Origin of the sequence: Paenibacillus apis, assembly GCF_018333295.1 — a bacterium.
In the GTDB taxonomy this organism is placed as follows: domain Bacteria; phylum Bacillota; class Bacilli; order Paenibacillales; family Paenibacillaceae; genus Fontibacillus; species Fontibacillus antibioticophila.
In genome coordinates this window covers 189,431-206,284 of sequence record NZ_BORS01000009.1, presented here as the reverse complement: position 1 = coordinate 206,284, position 16,854 = coordinate 189,431, and the positions used below count along the sequence as shown (strand labels likewise).

At 41.2% G+C, this 16,854-nt stretch carries 21 protein-coding genes; 12 read left to right on the top strand and 9 right to left on the bottom strand.

The window, feature by feature from the left end:
* Positions 1-180: 180 nt before the first annotated feature.
* Positions 181-288 carry a BRO family protein gene (locus KI362_RS14670; RefSeq protein WP_301628077.1) on the bottom strand — a complete coding sequence of 36 codons (108 nt, stop codon included), beginning with the start codon at positions 286-288 and terminating at the stop codon, positions 181-183.
* Between the two features lie 313 nt (positions 289-601).
* Between KI362_RS14670 and KI362_RS14665 the strand changes: the two genes are divergently transcribed.
* Positions 602-1,069 (top strand): SLATT domain-containing protein, encoded by a 468-nt coding sequence (locus tag KI362_RS14665; protein WP_301628075.1) that lies wholly within the window; start codon positions 602-604, stop codon positions 1,067-1,069.
* 479 nt (positions 1,070-1,548) lie between these two features.
* Here the strand turns inward: KI362_RS14665 and KI362_RS14660 are convergent, their stop codons facing one another.
* Complete coding sequence (locus KI362_RS14660) at positions 1,549-1,962, bottom strand: GIY-YIG nuclease family protein (RefSeq protein WP_301628073.1); 414 nt, start codon at positions 1,960-1,962, stop codon at positions 1,549-1,551.
* 358 nt (positions 1,963-2,320) lie between these two features.
* Between KI362_RS14660 and KI362_RS14655 the strand changes: the two genes are divergently transcribed.
* The 8 genes from KI362_RS14655 (at position 2,321) to KI362_RS14620 (ending at position 8,109) form a co-directional block, all read left to right on the top strand.
* Complete coding sequence (locus tag KI362_RS14655; RefSeq protein ID WP_301628195.1) at positions 2,321-2,602, top strand: terminase small subunit; 282 nt, start codon at positions 2,321-2,323, stop codon at positions 2,600-2,602.
* A gap of 245 nt (positions 2,603-2,847) precedes the next feature.
* The gene (locus KI362_RS14650) at positions 2,848-3,165 is read left to right on the top strand and encodes a zinc ribbon domain-containing protein (protein WP_301628071.1); all 318 of its coding nucleotides are present in this window, start codon (positions 2,848-2,850) and stop codon (positions 3,163-3,165) included.
* A 154-nt stretch (positions 3,166-3,319) separates the two neighbouring features.
* Positions 3,320-3,973, top strand: a complete 654-nt coding sequence (locus KI362_RS14645) for a hypothetical protein (RefSeq protein WP_301628069.1) — start codon at positions 3,320-3,322, stop codon at positions 3,971-3,973.
* Entirely contained in the window at positions 3,960-5,105 is a 1,146-nt protein-coding gene (locus tag KI362_RS14640; protein ID WP_301628067.1) for a helix-turn-helix domain-containing protein, read from the top strand. The genes KI362_RS14645 and KI362_RS14640 overlap by 14 nt, the downstream gene beginning before the upstream one ends.
* Before the next feature lie 339 nt (positions 5,106-5,444).
* Entirely contained in the window at positions 5,445-5,603 is a 159-nt protein-coding gene (locus KI362_RS14635; protein ID WP_301628065.1) for a hypothetical protein, read from the top strand.
* A gap of 247 nt (positions 5,604-5,850) precedes the next feature.
* Positions 5,851-6,006, top strand: coding sequence for a hypothetical protein (locus KI362_RS14630; protein WP_301628063.1), 156 nt, complete (start codon positions 5,851-5,853; stop codon positions 6,004-6,006).
* A gap of 58 nt (positions 6,007-6,064) precedes the next feature.
* Positions 6,065-6,190, top strand: a complete 126-nt coding sequence (locus KI362_RS14625; protein WP_301628193.1) for a helix-turn-helix domain-containing protein — start codon at positions 6,065-6,067, stop codon at positions 6,188-6,190.
* 338 nt (positions 6,191-6,528) lie between these two features.
* Positions 6,529-8,109, top strand: a complete 1,581-nt coding sequence (locus KI362_RS14620) for an endonuclease NucS domain-containing protein (RefSeq protein ID WP_301628061.1) — start codon at positions 6,529-6,531, stop codon at positions 8,107-8,109.
* 191 nt (positions 8,110-8,300) lie between these two features.
* Here KI362_RS14620 and KI362_RS14615 read toward each other — a convergent pair whose 3' ends face one another.
* The 4 genes from KI362_RS14615 to KI362_RS14600 form a co-directional block, all read right to left on the bottom strand.
* Entirely contained in the window at positions 8,301-8,921 is a 621-nt protein-coding gene (locus KI362_RS14615; RefSeq protein ID WP_301628059.1) for a DedA family protein, read from the bottom strand.
* A 4-nt stretch (positions 8,922-8,925) separates the two neighbouring features.
* On the bottom strand, positions 8,926-9,573 hold the full coding sequence (locus KI362_RS14610) for a hypothetical protein (protein WP_301628057.1): 648 nt from the start codon (positions 9,571-9,573) through the stop codon (positions 8,926-8,928).
* A gap of 10 nt (positions 9,574-9,583) precedes the next feature.
* A complete protein-coding gene (locus tag KI362_RS14605) occupies positions 9,584-9,898 on the bottom strand; it encodes a PadR family transcriptional regulator (RefSeq protein ID WP_301628055.1) in 315 nt (104 codons plus the stop codon).
* 443 nt (positions 9,899-10,341) lie between these two features.
* On the bottom strand, positions 10,342-11,097 hold the full coding sequence (locus tag KI362_RS14600) for an SDR family NAD(P)-dependent oxidoreductase (protein WP_301628054.1): 756 nt from the start codon (positions 11,095-11,097) through the stop codon (positions 10,342-10,344).
* A gap of 217 nt (positions 11,098-11,314) precedes the next feature.
* On the opposite strand from KI362_RS14600, the gene KI362_RS14595 reads away from it, so the two are divergent.
* Positions 11,315-12,202, top strand: a complete 888-nt coding sequence (locus tag KI362_RS14595; RefSeq protein ID WP_301628052.1) for an AraC family transcriptional regulator — start codon at positions 11,315-11,317, stop codon at positions 12,200-12,202.
* Positions 12,203-12,213: 11 nt separating this feature from the next.
* On the opposite strand, the gene KI362_RS14590 is transcribed toward KI362_RS14595, so the two are convergent.
* From KI362_RS14590 to KI362_RS14580, 3 genes are read right to left on the bottom strand one after another with little or no spacing between them, the layout of a single operon-like run.
* Positions 12,214-12,354, bottom strand: a complete 141-nt coding sequence (locus tag KI362_RS14590) for a hypothetical protein (RefSeq protein ID WP_301628050.1) — start codon at positions 12,352-12,354, stop codon at positions 12,214-12,216.
* Positions 12,355-12,409: 55 nt separating this feature from the next.
* On the bottom strand, positions 12,410-12,862 hold the full coding sequence (locus KI362_RS14585) for an alpha/beta hydrolase (RefSeq protein ID WP_301628049.1): 453 nt from the start codon (positions 12,860-12,862) through the stop codon (positions 12,410-12,412).
* 47 nt (positions 12,863-12,909) lie between these two features.
* Entirely contained in the window at positions 12,910-13,812 is a 903-nt protein-coding gene (locus KI362_RS14580; protein WP_301628047.1) for a LysR family transcriptional regulator, read from the bottom strand.
* Positions 13,813-14,002: 190 nt separating this feature from the next.
* Here KI362_RS14580 and KI362_RS14575 point away from each other — a divergent pair, with 190 nt between their 5' ends.
* Positions 14,003-15,121, top strand: a complete 1,119-nt coding sequence (locus tag KI362_RS14575; RefSeq protein WP_301628045.1) for an extracellular solute-binding protein — start codon at positions 14,003-14,005, stop codon at positions 15,119-15,121.
* Between the two features lie 11 nt (positions 15,122-15,132).
* Entirely contained in the window at positions 15,133-16,854 is a 1,722-nt protein-coding gene (locus tag KI362_RS14570) for an ABC transporter permease (protein ID WP_301628044.1), read from the top strand.

Sequence of the window (16,854 nt, the reverse complement as noted above, 5' to 3'; positions counted from 1 at the left end):
CGAGTCTATTCCTAGGGATTTGCTCATCATTTCTTTATTTCTGTCCACGAAGCGGACAATATTCCAGTATTGGGCTTTTTGATGTAGCGCTCACGTGGTCATCAGTAGCCCTCAAATTGAGGGTATCTATTCAAATTCAAACGCCGTTGTGGGGACGACTTATAGTCATTTTTTTAGACGTTAAATAAACTTAAGCATCTCGAAAACCCAACGTTTAAACTCTTTAGCCTCTTTCTTTCGGCTTTCAAATACAGCTTCATACACGCCGTATTCATTTACAATAATCATTCACTGTACGCCTCCAGCTGTCGGGACGAGGTACTTTGAATGTACCTCCTTTGGAAGACGTTGTTTTACTTTTTTTAGGCGATCGGTCCAAGCGCTTCTGTTAAATCTGGGCAAGCGATAGTAGGTAGCACGCTTGCCTTGGGAGCAAGTAGTTCAGGTTCAAATCCTGCCGTTCGGATTGTTTTCTCCCCCTTCCTTGTTCTTTCCGGTGCCTTCGGGTGCCGGTGTTTAGTTAATATTGGCTTGCTTTGCTGAGTTTGGGACTTAATTCCCCCCTTAAAAATGACGATATTATCAATAAGGGGGAAGTATGATGAACAGTAATACTATGCTTAATGAGTTAAAGAATCAATTGGGTTATGAACTTCAAGAGTGCAGAAAGGAACTTGATGCAGTACGAAAGCGATCAAAAATTTTAAACATAGCAAGTATTATTTTATCATCTGTAGTTACTGTTCTAGCAGGTCTTAAAACCCTTACTCTTCCTGTTATGGGCGACATAATATTATTTATCAGTGCTGCCGTAACTATATTAGGGGGGATAAGGACGTTTTTCAATTATGAAAAGCAGATTCAGTATCTTACAAAGACATTCTTTGATTTAGCGTTGCTAGATAGGGAAATTGACTTATATACTTATGCTCTTGATGGGGAGAATAGTGATGGGCAAGTAGTTACTAATTTTGCAAATAGATTCCTTGGAATTGTGTATGACCATGCACAAAAGGTGATTAGTTTTAAAGATAATGAGGATAAAGCATTGAATATACCAGAAAAATAGGCATCCTTTGGAGTGCTTTTTCTATTTCCAAAACAAACTTAACCTTTGATGATAGCTTCGACAATAAGGAAAATGATAAGCACGCCAAGCATATAAATACCGCTTCTAAGGTACTCGGGATCGTCGTAACTCCATTTAGGAGTAGTGCCCCTACTCTTATGTATCGCTTTGGCTAGTCTTTCAAATAAATAGAAAAGTAACATTCCAAAAAGGCTTAAAAAACACAAAACAAGATTATCGTACCAAATTTGACTCAAGACAAGCACTCCTCCCAATCGTATTACGGGTAAGGATGAAAAATCAATTCAAAAAAACGGCGTTGATCATATCCTTGAAATGCCGACTACACTACCTACTACAGTTGCTTCTCCTATTCCATGCTCTCAGCAGTTAGATAGTGGTTAGGGGCTCAAGCCGACCGCGCAAGTAAGTGTCGGAATAAAAAAGATCGACCATCTACAAATGATCGATCCAATAAATTATCGAGAGAAAATGCGGTGCAATTCATCTATCTGCTCCCGTTCTTTTCTTTCTTTTTCGACCATGTTTTGCGCAATAATCTTGATTAGGTGGTCAATGCTGTTTGTGGTTTGAGATTTTAGTAGTTTATTAAACCTAGGCGTGTATTTTTCAATGAGTAGTTTCTCCGAATTATCGCGATTAGATTGATTTCGTTCAATGAAGAAAACGAAGTTCATAATCTCTCCGCGAAAATGAGTTTCTAACTCATTGAAGTGTTCGTTCAACCTTCTCTTGAGATTGTTTGACTGTCCGACGTACAAAACAGGATATTGTCCATTAGAGTGATTTCCTAAAAGCATGTAAATTCCTCCAGTTTCAGGAGTGGACGAAATCGACCAATCTGTGAAAAGGCTTGGAAAATTGAAGTACATGTGATCACCTCCTTACATGTATAGTTATAGAAGAATTGTACTACTTGAACACTACATTTAGTAGATATCGGAAAAATAAATTACTACATTTGGTTTTTTAATAAAAGGAGAGGTCTTCAGAAATTCGTGAATAGGGGTGCTAGAGTGCAGGAACATATCGCGTAGACGCTAGAACCTGAACAATTTAAAAAAACTATAAGGAACAGGGATAATAGATCTATAGTAACTCATAAGCGCTTCATTGAAGCTACTATCAGAAGTCGTAATAATCGCGAGGTTGGCAACCCAACGTTGAAACGAATGACAAACGTGGTGTTGCAACGGACAAAGGCGGTACAGTACACCACCTTGAGGACAAATATCATATGAGGAAAACAAAGATCAGGAAAACAGCGATTTAACCGATAAGCAGAGGCTATTTATCGGCTATTACCTTAAGTGTTGGAATGCTACGAAAGCTTATCAAAAGGCTTATGATTGTGACTATGCATCGGCAATGGCAAACGGGAACAGGATGATAAGAAATGATAAGATTGCCGCCGAGATTCAAAAAACTCGTGACGAGATATTTGCGGAGTCATATCTGTTGACAAAGACAGGCATTACGACATTTCTTTCGCCTAGAAAAGTAGGAGATTGAACAAAAAAAGAGTGCACACAAAGGGGTTATAATGATAAGAATTGATAAGATTTAATCATTTGCATACAATTTAATTTCAGCTGTTTTGAGAGAGGACAATTATCAATGCAAATAAATTAATTATTGTGCAATGAGTACCCGACTTATTTTGTTGACGATTACTGTGTCTCTGCGATAAAAGCATATGAAAAATGTACCAATCAATATATAATACCCATATTGACTATACAAGGGGCAGATGTACATTGGATTCTGATCTTATAGTCGGAATTATAATAAGAATTCTGTTTGGTGCGTTCTTTATTATTTCCGGAATGGCTGCAGTTGACTATTTTAAAATATCGATCAGATCTTTCGGTAATAATGATGAAGATGATCCCATGGCCGAATGTGATGTTTGTGGGAGAATGATTTCGAAGAGGGCAGAGTTTTGTCCAGGCTGTGGACAGCAATATAGAATTCAAAGAACCCAAGCACCTTTTCTGGGCCTAATAGTGTCTCTGGTTTTTTTCATTCTCAGCGGAGTCTTTGGTTATGCTGCAGTAATGTTGCACACTTTTTAAACCCATTTAGCCCTGAGAGTTAATAGCTCTTGTGGCTTCTTTTGTTTGTGTTATTACTGAGCCTATACAAGAGGGTATCAGATTTTGAGTGGTTGCAAAATTTTAGATTTGTTGGTAAGATAGATGCAACGAAGATTTGTCAAGAGGTGAGTTAATGGGAACTGGGATAATTCAATTTGATGCTAAGCAGATAATTAACGAGCAATTACCTGCTCCAATTCGTTCGAAAATGTGTGCGGTTGTTGAGCAAGGGTATGATTTGACTAAAGAAGCTATTAGGCATACTACAATTTTGAATTGGGATTTAGGAATGCTCCATGAAGGTTATTTAAGAAACCTAGCAATTGCCTACCTTTTCCACAAAAATATTGAATTAAACCAATTGCCTTTAACTTATACTTATGAGTATAATCACAATCATAGTTATAAGTACTTAGTTCTTGCTTATAATCAAATGAAAATGACCCTCAGTCAAGTGGCAACTCGTTATGATATTGCGCGTCCAGCTTATTTCAGAGACAAGCTGCAAATGGCGAACCAGGCGACTATGTTCTTTTCCGATATTGATGATATTGAATCTATTCAAGCTCAACATTATCTTCTCCTAACATATAGTCGTGGAGGGGATGCGCCTAAATTTGTTAATATTGGCTTTCCTCATCTATGGAGAGAAAGAATCGATTTGTTGAAAGAACCGCACATTATTGCTGGCGGCAATGAAGAAGAAAAAGAAGAGATTGTAACAGCGGAGACTCTTATCGAGTTCAGAAATTTCACAAAAGAGGTGGGTATCCTTGGAGGCCAATGACCGCTTTTCCAAGTTCATCCCAGAACGTCTTATCGAAGCGCGGGAAGCGAGAGGACTTACATTAGCTGAACTTGCTGATGCTATTCAAACATCGCATCAAGCAATTTCCAAATATGAAAAGAGACGAAGTGTACCGGGATTCGACGTTCTTGAGAGACTTTCAAATGCATTAGCTGTACCGGTTACATATTTCTATAAAAAACAAGCGGATAGTCAAGAAAGTGTTGTTTACTTTAGAAGCATGGCAATGGCTACCCAAAAATCTAAAAAGGTTCATTTTCACAAAATTAGATGGATAAAAGAAATACACAAGTATCTTGAACAATATTTAGAATTTCCAAAAATTAACACCCCTCAATTTATTACTAGGGACACGTATATACCTATAGATTTCGAAGAAATAGAAAGAATGGCTTCCGATGTTAGAAAAATGTGGAACTTGGGAAATGGTCCAATCAGCGATGTCGTTCTTTTGTTGGAAAAGTCAGGTATCATTGTTGGTAGGGCTCCTGCCTCTTCATATAAAATCGATGCTTGTTCTAAATGGGAAGAAGGAGGAAACCCTTATATACTTCTTAGTAATGATAAAACTGCAGTTCGTTCTAGATTTGATATTGCACACGAATTAGGCCATCTCGTACTGCACTCAAAGATTAAACAAAGTGAATTCAATAAGAAAGAAAATTATAAGCAAATTGAAAGAGAAGCGCATTATTTTGCAGGAGCATTCTTGTTGCCAGCTTCAAGTTTCGGTACCGAGATTGTTTCCACTTCAATAGATCATCTTACGACATTAAAGAAACGTTGGAAGGTTTCAATTCAAGCAATGGCGTATAGGGCTAAGTCGTTGGACATTATTAGTGAATATCAACACATTAATATTAGACAAAGACTGGCTAAAAACAATCAACTTTCCAAAGAACCCCTTGATGATGTGTTGCCTTTTGAGGAACCATCAGTGTTGAAGCAAGCTATCATGGCTTTAGTTGATCACAAGGTGAAGACTAGGCAAGACATAGTTAGTGAAATATGTTTACCGCGAGAGGAAATCGAAACTTTCGCTAATCTTGAAGAGGGATACTTAAAAGTCCAAGATACTTCCAACGTTATAAGACTTAACTTTAGAACCTGATTCAATGAAGCCCACTAACCTATACGGTCGGTGGGTTTTTGTTATGTAGTCGAATGTTTAATATCGCCCAAATGTATCCATGTGACCACTCCAGGCGCTTTAATCTTAGCCCTACTCCGCTGGATTTCTCAGCTAGGCACCCTTCTTAACTCAGATCCATCATCCGAGATTAACGATAAAGGTCTACAGGTTTGAATTGCTTTGTTTATGTATGTATATATAATTCACCTTCACTATTAGTAATTCTACAAGAAGGCTGGCGATCCTCTGTCTATCCTCCAATTCAAAAAGGTTTATATGTAAGAATGTGGAACTAATAATGAAGGAGGGAAGATTAAAATGAAAAATATTCAGCCATCAGAACAAGCGATGAATAATTTGTACAAATCTTTAGGACGAGTGTTGCCAAAGTATCTTAGCGAGATTAAGAATAAGGGGGATCTGAATGAACAAGTCAACAAAAACACAGCCAAAGATAAAGACTCCTATGCACATTAGTCAATTCTCACAGGAAATACAGGATTTTATTCATCATCTTTGTGCCAGGGCAATTCTTAGGGCTATCAAGAACGGAACTTTTCAGTACAAGAATTAATTTACTCAAGGGGAGAACGAACTGAGCGAAACTGAGCGCATTATTGATGTACGGTACAAAAAACACGCAACACTTATACTGAGAAAACGCTATAGAATTGATACAGGTGAATGGTAAAGAGAAAACGAACCTTCAGAATTAGTTGAAATATTGGAGGATCTATCCACCGAAGGATGGGAGCTCGTTTGCCCACTTGTTAATGAAATTGGCTATATCTTAAGAGCAACAGACTATATAGACGACACCATAACAATATATGATTATGATGGGGAATTTGAATTAAATGAGGAAGAAATGAAGAAATAGAGAAGATGAAGGTTACAAGCTTTAAGGGTGGTGCATTAATTTGGATGAATTGGACCCAGTGGTATCAATTGATGATGTTGCGGAATATTTCAAAGTTAGTAGATCGACAATTTTTAAAGCATTGAAATCCGGTAAATTGAAAAGCTATAAGTTTGGACGACGAAGGAGAATCAAACGAGAATAGGTTCTTGAGTTTGAACAAAGCATGATAAGTGATTTAAAAGGTGTGTAGTGAGTCACATTTACCATTGATATAAATAAGCTGTAAGATGATTTTAAGAACGAGTTGTGATGTTTGGCTTTTTGATTGCAATGGTTCCTAATCATCAGAAATATAAATATTCATAACTGAACAGGTCGACATACTCAGTTTTATAAATTATTTGCAGAATGATTGTCCAGGAAGGGATCGAGTCGTAAGTTTGGGAGAAATGATAAATAGAGGGGGGAATTTATCGGCCTTCGAACTTGAATTTTCCCTCTTATAAAAAAACTATTTCCATTGCAAATGAGGTGAATTTATTGAAAAGAGAAGAAGAAAAAATTCGAGATTATTTATCTGAGAATTTAGGGTTTATTGATAAGCGCCTAAAGTTAATTAAAAAAGAGTTTAAGCTTGAAAATGAGTATGGTTCGAAAGGCTATATTGATATTTTGGCAAAAGATAACTACAACAATTATGTTGTTATTGAAATTAAAAAGTCAAACCAAGCAGCTAGGCAAGCAATTCACGAAATAATGAAATATGTAGCGTTATTGAAGCATAATTACAAGATAAAAGATAGTGAGATACGTGTTCTTATTATTTCCACAAAGTGGGAAGAGTTGTTGATTCCATTTTCTGAGCTTATTCTTCAAACACCTTATTTTATTGAAGGTTATAAAATTGATGTGGATATTAATTACATTCCTATTATAAAGACTAAGATTGTTCCAGTAGAAAATCCTTACCCACGTAACTTTTCAAGACATCATATTGGATTTTTTTGTGAAGATCATGTTACTTTAGAACAATTGACTACTACGATACAAATAGTAATGAGTAGAAGGGGAATTCATAACTACATACTTATTGAGATGGAAACTAATTCCTCAAAGTATCCTAATCCACATGCGATTTATTTAGTCATTGTAAGCTATTTAAAGGAAAGATATTGGGAAATACTCAATAGCTTAGATGAAAATGATGAGGAGAGTGTGAGTGTTGAAGAAATAAGGGAGTATATTGAGAATGCTGAAGATATGATAGATGACAGTGAATTGTATTACCTAGAAACGGGGGTATTATCTCAAATAGTTAGTGATATTTTAAAAAGTCGTACAAGCAAAGGATATTTTATAGAAAATGGAAGTCCGGAAGGATTTTCATCTTCACTTGAAAATTGGAGTATAACCAGAATACATAGATTTGGATTTATTAAAGAGGATTTAAGGCTCGAGGATGAGCAAATTAAAAAGGAAGTTATGGGACTGACAGGGCGTAATCGCCATTTGTTTCTTGATGTTTGCGAAACTAAGCACAAAGCTAAACTTAAGGAAATAAAAGACAGTCTAAAATATTGTTTAGTTTTTAATAGAATTTGGGACGAGGACATTGGAAATATTATTAGCAAATATGAGAATGAAAATGTTTTAATTAGTCTTTTTATATATAACCCTCCAAATATTTTAGAAATACTATATACAGCAATACATACTCAAGGAGGGACTCTTCCACATTATGAAATGGTTGTAGATTTTATCGATAATGACAACCCTCTTACTATTATATACAGGGGAGGAATATGTTGGGGTGGTGATAAAGGGGAATTTAGGAAAATAGTTAATAAATTTTTTTATAAGGATGAGTTTAATATTTTAATGCATATGACAATGCACAGTATAGAAGCAATGAATGCCTCAATCATGCAGGAACTGGGTTTACGATATATAACCCACCAAGTAAAAATAGAGAATAATAAAATAAAAGAACAAAGCCAGTTTGGTTCTAGTAAGATTGGAAAAGACATTTCAGAATTTTTTAATCAAAACCAAGAATTTGTTGCTGATTTAATTAGTTTTTTTGATCGCTATACTAATTTGGCTGATATTTATAAAAAATGATCACCAGTTTATTTGTTGTAGATTTTTGAATAATATAATGTATCCTTTTCATTTTCGCAACTCATGTGGAGTGCGTAATATTGATGGTACGCAAGGAATAAATGTATCGGTGATTCGGACATCCCCCTTAGCTCATAACTAAGAAAGAGGTAAATCTAAGGGGGACATCTTCTTTATTGGATATGGAGTCATTAGGTTTTCTGATTTTTTCTCTTGTATATACCAAAGTACCAATAAATAAATATAATGAATAACACGACTAATCCGACATAGGCGATGTTGGAATACACATCCATAAACTTAACAATTGATGTCCAAGATTCTCCGACATAAGCACCGACGATGATTAAGACAGCATTCCAAATTAAGGATCCGAGTGTAGTTAGCAATAAAAAAGGTGCGAGATTCATGCGGGCCATGCCCGCAGGCAATGATATCAGGCTTCGAATTAGAGGTATAAATCGACAATAGAAAACAGTCCATTTTTCGTTTTTTCTAAACCATGCGTTAGCCCGTTGTATATCCTCTGGTGAGATTCTTAAGTACTTTTTCCATTTGGAAACAAATTTTTCAATTCGATCTGCGTTAAAGATTCTTCCCACCATATACAGAATGATCGCACCGGCTACTGAACCCAGTGTTGCTGATGTAATGACACCAATGATGGATAAACTTGAATGAGTCGTGACAAACCCACCAAAGGTTAAAATCACTTCTGACGGAATGGGCGGAAAAAGGTTTTCAATCATGATTAAAAAGAAAATTCCAAAGTATCCGTAGTCGTTTAAAACTTCCAAAATAATTTCTTCCATCACACTACTCCTCATCTCCATACAATTTCTTTCTAAAAATAGCATCTAGAAATTTATACAGAATAAACATTCCGATAAAACCAAACGTGTAAATGATCAACATGCTAATAATGCTGACCATTGTGGTTGACCAACCAACGTAGCTGCTAATGACCGAAAGCAACAGGAACAGCGCAGCAAAAACGGCTGCATAACCAAGTAAGTAGGTATGCTTCATAAAGGTAAACAAGTTCTTATCTTTCATTAATTGATGGATTTCTTTGATGTTAAATTCATTCATTGCGCGGGACCGTGCATCTTTCTCGGACAGGTGATGCTGTATGACCAAGTCGGAAGCATAGTCTGCCAGATATGTTTTTAACTCTTGCGCCTCTTCAATGGAAAGTTTCATCTTGTCCACATACTCTTCAATATCTCCATGCCGGATTGCAGAAGTTACGTTATATTGGATATGAGAAATATAGTTAATAATGCCCCATATGGTGGCAAGGCCAAAGGAAGTCCAGTAGCCCGATTGGACAATGACCAGATTATCGTTCACCGAGGATCGGTCAATATAGACTATCACTGCAAATAACAGCATTGAAGCAGCGATTAACATTTTATAGTTCAGTTGTTGAAAGTTAAACATTGAATCTTGGTGTGCTTTCATAAGTACCTCCTTAAATAAACCGATCAATCAAGCTTCTTATTTCGGTCCATTCATTTGTTAATGTTTCGAGTTGATCCTTCCCCTCTTCAGTTAGCGAGTAGTACTTTCTTCGGCCTCCATTACTTTCTGTACCCCAGTATGAACGTAGAATGCTTCTGTTTTCCAAGCGTTTCAAAGACAAGTAAAGTGTGGGCTCCGGAATATCGAACTGATTTTGGGATTTTAGTTTAATCGACCGTGAAATTTCGTAGCCATAGTTATCCGCCCCATTTAAAATGGATAATATCAATAAGTCAACCATTCCTTTCATCATTTCAGTATTCAACTGCGATAACACCTCTCCATTATTACTTTTTATAACAAAGTACTTATTCAAAAAAAATGTAATGCTAAGCACTTGGAAAATATAATAACACACTTTACTTTACATTACAATGTACTTTGTTAAGCAAACTTAAGAGCAAGGCCTCGCATTATACCTTGTGATGAAGATCAGCTGAGCCTTAAAACATGTGGAGTCGGTCATATTGATGGTTCGAACATGAGATGTGACAGCGATTGCCTCCGGCTTTCGCGGTGCATTTCGAACAATGGCGGTCGAATGGAGGAACGGAACATAGTTCCGAGAGGGGAAGCTACTAGAGATGAACGGTCCGAGCAATAGGTAGGCGAATCCCGAGAATCACGCCAAATTAGGGGCCCTAAGTCATGATAAATGACGATGAGCCCCTTTTTTATCCGGCCTTTCACATGGCGAACATAGCTTTCCTAAAGCAAATGTCCGCCAGATACTTCAATGTCCTGGGCTGTAACCCAGCCGAAATCATCGGACAATAAATTCACAATGACCTTCGCCATATCTTCGGGTTGGCCGATTCTGCCAAATACAGATTGCTCAGCCAGCGGCTTAATGAATTCAGGATGTTTATCGAATGCTCCATCGCCAAAATTGCTGTGCGTAGGACCGGGCGAGATGGCGTTGACCCGAATTTGGCGAGGTGCAAGTTCCTTGGCGATGTAACGGGTCCAGGTTGAGAATGCTGCTTTTAACGAGCCGTAGACGGAGTACCCTGGAAATGACTGGTTTCTGGATGAACTCGTGGTATTTACAATAGCTCCAGCATCCTCCATGAATTCGACAAGTTGTTTTGTTAAAAAAATCGGTCCTTTGAAGTTCGTATTAAGAATCTTGTCGAAGTATTCATCGCTCATCTCAGTGAACATCATTGGCCCGCCGACACCGCCATTATTAACTAAGTAATCAAAAGTCGTTCTGTTCCAAATGTCCAGGAGGCTCTTTTTCACTTCTAGAACAAAACTTTCGAATGTTGATATTTGAGTCAAATCCAGCTTCAGCGCGAATGCCCGAACGCCTTTATTCTTCTCAATTTCCTTAACGACAGCTTCTGCCCGGTCCTTATAGGAATTGTATGTGAGAATGACGCTAATTCCGCGCTTGCCAAGCTCAAGCGCCGTCGCTTTCCCAATACCATTACTTCCACCTGTTACAATCGCAATTCTCATAAGATCCTCCTTATTTGGTGTTCGTTCTGGCTTCAATTTTAGTTGTATCTATTGAAGAAATATAGACCTAATAATGCCTTTTGATTGCCTAAAAACACCACCTTACTTTTCGACGAACCCAGACTATCCTTTATATTTGTTGCGTAAATAGCCTAAAAATATCAAAGTATCTTAGAGCTGTATTGAGGGATAAGAAGGCATGTGATAGAATAAGCGCATGAAAAACGTCCTTGATGAAATTATTGATCTAATGGAAGGCGCAGGCACTCGACAGATTGAAACCGGAGTACCGGGGCTAAGTATGATTAAGGGAGACATTCCCGCTCATCAGCTCGCAGCACTCTACGAGCCGATGATTGGTTTTACGGTTCAAGGAACAAAGATTCTTTCAATCGGGGAGCGTAGCACTAATCTGGAAGGGCCGTCATATTACGTGTTACCGGTGCATGTTCCTGCAACGGGGAGTGTACATCCGGATCGTAATGGCCGTCCTTACATGTCCCTTGGTCTCAAGTTGAATCAGAATGTTCTTCAGAGTTTATTAAGGGATCTTCCTGAAAATCTATTACCGACTGCCTCCGAGCATTTTACAGCTTGTGAAATGGACATTGAATTTATGGAGGCATGGCTGCGCTTAATGCGATTATCGAAAACATTAAGAGATATTCCAGCTCTTGCACCAGCTTATGAGCGCGAAATCCTATATCGCGTTCTGATGGGACCACAAGGGTGGTATCTGAGGCAATTTGGCCTGCGGGAAAGTAATTTATCGAAAATGTCCCATATTGTTCAATGGTTTCGCGGTAATTTTATGAGGCCAATAGACATTGGAGAGATGGCCTCAAAATCTGGTATGGCTATAAATACCTTTCACCGTCAGTTCAAAAGGGCAACGGGTTTAAGTCCAATTCAATTTCAAAAGCAATTAAGGCTTTTGGAGGCTAGAAACCTCATAGCATTTGAGGGCTATCCAGTAGCAAGCGCCGCATATCAAGTTGGTTATCAAAGTCCCTCACAGTTTAATCGAGAGTACTCTCGCTTCTTCGGTTCATCTCCAGCCCGGGACACTGAGAACCTAAGACGAATCGAAAGCACGAGGGACTAGATAGCGGGCATCTATTTATATACTCCACGCGTCATCGACGGGGCTGCGTACAAATCCTCCCAGGTATAGCATTTGGCCCGTACAGCGTAATAATCCTTTTCGAGAAGGCCGTTCAGAACGGCCCTTATTTCAGCCTTGGCTACCGGGTTCATGCCTGCCGTACGTTAATTCATAGAAACCCCCAGCTTGTCTGCGAGCGCCTGGATATCAATGCTGGCGTCTGCTGTCGGATTCCGCCCAAAATTGCTCATAATGCGCTCGGGTTCTGCCGGAGGACGCAATGGTCTGATCCAGCGATTGCTCGAACCATTCGTAGTCTATGCTCTGCTTTGCATTCATCTGCATATATGGAAGATCGAACCCGTTCTCGGGTATGGATTGGCCGTACAATATGCCGTCCATATTCAGCGCAGCCTTGATGCGTGAATCCTCTACCAGCATTTGGGCCGCTGTTGCGCCGCCAAAGGAATGGCCGAATACGCCTGCACGATTCATGTCGATCTTCTCTGCAAGCCATGCGGGAATCGGCGAGGACGCCGCCTCCAGGGAATCCAGCACAAAACGGGTATCCTCGACCCAGAGCCGGCTTTTCTTCTCGTAATCCGCAAAGCCTGGAACGTAACTCCATACAGGGGTAAGATCCAGCATTTTGGAGTACACGATTCGCGGTCATACCCATATTAGGCAGATCGCTTTCTTCTCCCCGATCAGCTATTTTCATCCTCCCATTCCTCCTCCATAGTTCTCCAGAACATCCGCATCGCCGGGCTGGCGAGCTTATTCCGATGACGCACAGCATAGATGAACCGCTTCTCCTCCCAGCCAGGAATCCTCCGGACTATTAAATGTCCTTCGGCTTGCTCCGTCCCAATACCTGCCTCGGCAACCATACTGAAACCAATTCCATGCGCAACGGCTGATTTAAGCGCTGCGGAGCTGGATACCTCCATGGTTATATTTAGCGAAATACCCTGTTGATCCGCCCAGCTGTCAATGAGTCTGCGGCTGATTGAGCCTTCTTCATGGGAGATGAAAGGGTATGAAGCTACATCCTCGGGCGACGGCTCCCCAATTGCAGCAAGCGGATGCTCAGGATAACAAATAAGAACCAGATCATCCCTCTTCAGTGGCAGCACAATGAGATCAGGATCTTCAATGGAGGTCTGCGAGATAATACCCAGATCAAGCTCATATTTTTTGATTTTCTCCAGGATAAAAGGGGCAGGTCTGACGTCGAGAAGAATGGATAGACCAGGGTTGCTTTGTTTAAGCCGCTCCAGTAGTGGTGGGAGCATGTATGTAGCAGGTGTATGCGTACTTCCAATCGCCAGCTTCCCCGCGTGAACTCCCTGATACACTGCCATTACTGACTCGGCTTCCGCAGATAACGCACTGATCTGAGCGGCATAATGATAGAAGGCTCTCCCTGCTTCCGTCAATTTAATCACGTGGTACGACTTTGTATGGAACAAGGATACCCCAACTTCTTCTTGTAACTTATTCAAATGGAAGGTCACCGTTGGTTGTGTAATGTTTAGCTTTTGCGCCACTAAATACAGCTTTTGCAGCTCAACGGCCAGCACAAAGGCTCTCAACTGCTGCAAGTTCATAAGAGCTCCCCCCTATAGATGATTGTTCGAAACAAAAGATAGATATTATTAATCTTAATTTATATTTTATAGATTTTATTTAACTTTATATTAACGTGGGGTTAATTTTTGGATGATACGAGCTGGATAGACTAGAGAAGTAATCAAAGACCGAAAGGGATTAAATTTAATACACAAATTGGAGGGTGACATGAAAACAAACAGAAAGAACAAAAGTCTTTTAATGACGGTGCTCATATCCGTCGTTCTTCTGCTCTCGGCCTGTGGGGGTAACTCCGGTAACTTGAATGGAAACGATAAGAACGCAGGTCAGTCAGCAGCTAATCATTCTCCACAAGAAACAACCTCAACAGAGCCGTCCACAGAGACTTCTGAAGACACGGGCAAAACGATTTATTTATACGGCAACGATTTTGTTGACTTCATTGCGCCCAAATTTGCTGAAGAGACCGGCTACAAAATAGAAGCCGTTCACTACGGCGGTGGCGAAGCATTGGCCAAAATTGAGGCTGAGCAAGGCAACCCCCAATGGGATGTCTTGATGATGGATGGTCACGGCTCCGTGCGGAATTTGGCCGACCGCGACTTTCTGCTAACAGGCTGGCAGCCGGATAATCTTGCCAATCTATCTGAGCTTGGCACTTCGTACGTTCCAAGCGACCTCGCTTATTTTCCAATAGGTCTGCACGCCTCCGGTGTCATCGCCTACAACACAAAGCTGGTCACTGCCGATCAAGCACCTAAAACCTGGGACGAATTCTTTGCCTTCCAGGGTCCGGTTGGACATGCCGATCCGGCAGTCGCCGCGCCTGCTTATCCGCTCGTATCTGCTTTGTTCGAGAAATGGGGAGTTGAGGAAGGAAAGGCCAAATACGCTCAGCGTTTTAAGGATGGCTTGCACATTTATCCCAAGAATGGCCCGGTTGGCAAGGCATTGCTCAGCGGAGAAATTCAGGTAGCCGCCCTGCAGGAGCATAATGCTTATGAATTAAAAATGACGGGCGAGCCGGTTGAAGTCATTTGGCCGGAGGAAGGCGCACCGGGAAGCTTGCGCGTTGTTGCCATCAGTAAGGACACCAAAAATCCAGCAGCAGCTAAGGCATTTGTCGAATATATGCTTAAACCGGAAACCCAGAAGATGCTGACCGAACTCGAATCTACACAAAGCTTCTTCACTCCGCTGGTGAATGGTGTTGAAGGGCGAACCGAGCGTGAACCAAACGGTAAGTTCTTGTTGCCATCAGCCGAGTGGGCAGCAGAGCATGAAGTTGAAATCAAAACCTGGTTCGCCGATCAAAACGTAAAATAGGAGCCCTTAAGATGAAATCCACGGAAGCACATTGGGGAGGCACGGTTACGTTCCTCCTCTTCCTTTTCATTTTTCTGCCACTGCTGGCTGTTCTCATTAATGTCGTTTTTCCTGGCTTTTTCTTTGGAAAGTTGGAATATGGAGGATTCGGCCTCATAACTGAAATTTTTCACCGCCCACTATGGCGGCAGTCGCTCTGGAACTCGGTATTGCTGGCCTTAGGCTCCGCTACCTTTGGAACAATGATAGGCGGGGCTCTCGCCACGGTTCGTGCCAGATGGAATTTCGCAGCTGGTCGGCTTCTGGACACAGCAGCCTGGCTGTTGCTGATTGCTCCATCGTTTATGATTGCTCAAGGTTGGGTGCTGTTCGCCAGTGCCGACGGTCTTGTCCATCAATGGCTTGGCTGGACCTGGGTCACATCGTTTATTTTCCAGCCATCCGGGCTTGTCTTTGTTATGGCGCTCAGCAAATTTCCACTAGCCTATTTGGCGATTGTCTCCGCCACGGAATGGAATGTCCGGCAATTTAGCCAAGCAGCCAGACTGAACGGCGCCAAGCCTTTTACCGTCTGGAGAACCGTCGACTTCCCCCTGGCTCTGCCTTCTTTTCTTGCTGGCTGGACGCTGGTATTTATGGATACCATTGGGGATTTCGGTCTTCCTGCTGCTCTCGCGACCGTCTATAAATTCCCGACGTTGACCTACTCTATTTATTCGGCTATTTATCAATCGCCTGTTCGTTTTGATATGGCTGGAGTGCTGGCCTTTTATCTTGTTATTCTGCTCGCTCTTGCCATGGCGTTGCTATTCTTCGCTTTACGCCGCTCGCGCTTTGACTTCCTGAACGCCAAAGCCGTTAGAACGGTAAGAGAGAAGCCCCGGCATGCCTGGGCCTACAATATCGTGATAGGCGGGTTCCTGCTTATCTGCCTGGGCATCCCGATTGGGACCAGCGCTGTTGTATCCTTGCTTAAACAAATGGGAGAAGGACTTACCGCAGGAAATCTGACCCTGGAGCACTACTCTAATCTGTTCGCCAGCGCGGCTGGTGATCATCGGTTGCTTGAGTATGTGGAGGGACTCTATCATTCGTTAACGATTGCAGCTGCAGCAGCGGTATTCAGCATGTTAATCGGCTTCGTCACTGCATATGTATTGAGCTTCACGGAATCCCGCTTCAAGTCGGCACTGCAATTGTTTTCAGTCATTTCACTGGCTGTTCCAGGGGTTGTACTCGGGATAGGATATATCTTCATCTGGAATCAAAAGTGGCTGGAGCCCCTAGGCCTTCACTTGTATGGTACACCGGCACTACTGGTCATTGCCGGCATTGCCGGCGCCATTCCCTACGCAGTGCGCGTGCAGATGGGCTCGTTCGGAGCACTGTCAGGTACCATGCTCAAGGCTGCGGCAATTCAGGGGGCGGGTGTGTTTGATCGAATGCGGCACATTGTGCTGCCGCTCGTACGTCAGTCGCTGCTCATGGCCACACTGGCCTCGTTCGGCACAAGTATCTTCGATCTGGCTCTGGCTTCCATGCTGAAACCCGCGAATTATTCGCTAATGCCGCTAGTCATTGATCGTGCCTTTGAATTTTCCAGATACGGGTATGCAACGGCTGCTACTGTAGTCAGCTGCCTGGTCGTCGTATTGCTGATTGTGGCGTTGCAAGCAACTGGAAGATGGGTATTTCGACGTTTGGACGGAAAACGCAACCAAGAGTTAGTGTAG

Coding starts and splice junctions, on each gene's coding strand:
- KI362_RS14670 (WP_301628077.1), bottom strand. CDS start 288: ATGATTATTGTAAATGAATACGGCGTGTATGAAGCTGTATTTGAAAGC.
- KI362_RS14665 (WP_301628075.1), top strand. CDS start 602: ATGAACAGTAATACTATGCTTAATGAGTTAAAGAATCAATTGGGTTAT.
- KI362_RS14660 (WP_301628073.1), bottom strand. CDS start 1,962: ATGTACTTCAATTTTCCAAGCCTTTTCACAGATTGGTCGATTTCGTCC.
- KI362_RS14645 (WP_301628069.1), top strand. CDS start 3,320: ATGGGAACTGGGATAATTCAATTTGATGCTAAGCAGATAATTAACGAG.
- KI362_RS14635 (WP_301628065.1), top strand. CDS start 5,445: ATGAAAAATATTCAGCCATCAGAACAAGCGATGAATAATTTGTACAAA.
- KI362_RS14615 (WP_301628059.1), bottom strand. CDS start 8,921: ATGGAAGAAATTATTTTGGAAGTTTTAAACGACTACGGATACTTTGGA.
- KI362_RS14610 (WP_301628057.1), bottom strand. CDS start 9,573: ATGAAAGCACACCAAGATTCAATGTTTAACTTTCAACAACTGAACTAT.
- KI362_RS14600 (WP_301628054.1), bottom strand. CDS start 11,097: ATGAGAATTGCGATTGTAACAGGTGGAAGTAATGGTATTGGGAAAGCG.
- KI362_RS14595 (WP_301628052.1), top strand. CDS start 11,315: ATGAAAAACGTCCTTGATGAAATTATTGATCTAATGGAAGGCGCAGGC.
- KI362_RS14590 (WP_301628050.1), bottom strand. CDS start 12,354: ATGAACCCGGTAGCCAAGGCTGAAATAAGGGCCGTTCTGAACGGCCTT.
- KI362_RS14580 (WP_301628047.1), bottom strand. CDS start 13,812: ATGAACTTGCAGCAGTTGAGAGCCTTTGTGCTGGCCGTTGAGCTGCAA.
- KI362_RS14575 (WP_301628045.1), top strand. CDS start 14,003: ATGAAAACAAACAGAAAGAACAAAAGTCTTTTAATGACGGTGCTCATA.
- KI362_RS14570 (WP_301628044.1), top strand. CDS start 15,133: ATGAAATCCACGGAAGCACATTGGGGAGGCACGGTTACGTTCCTCCTC.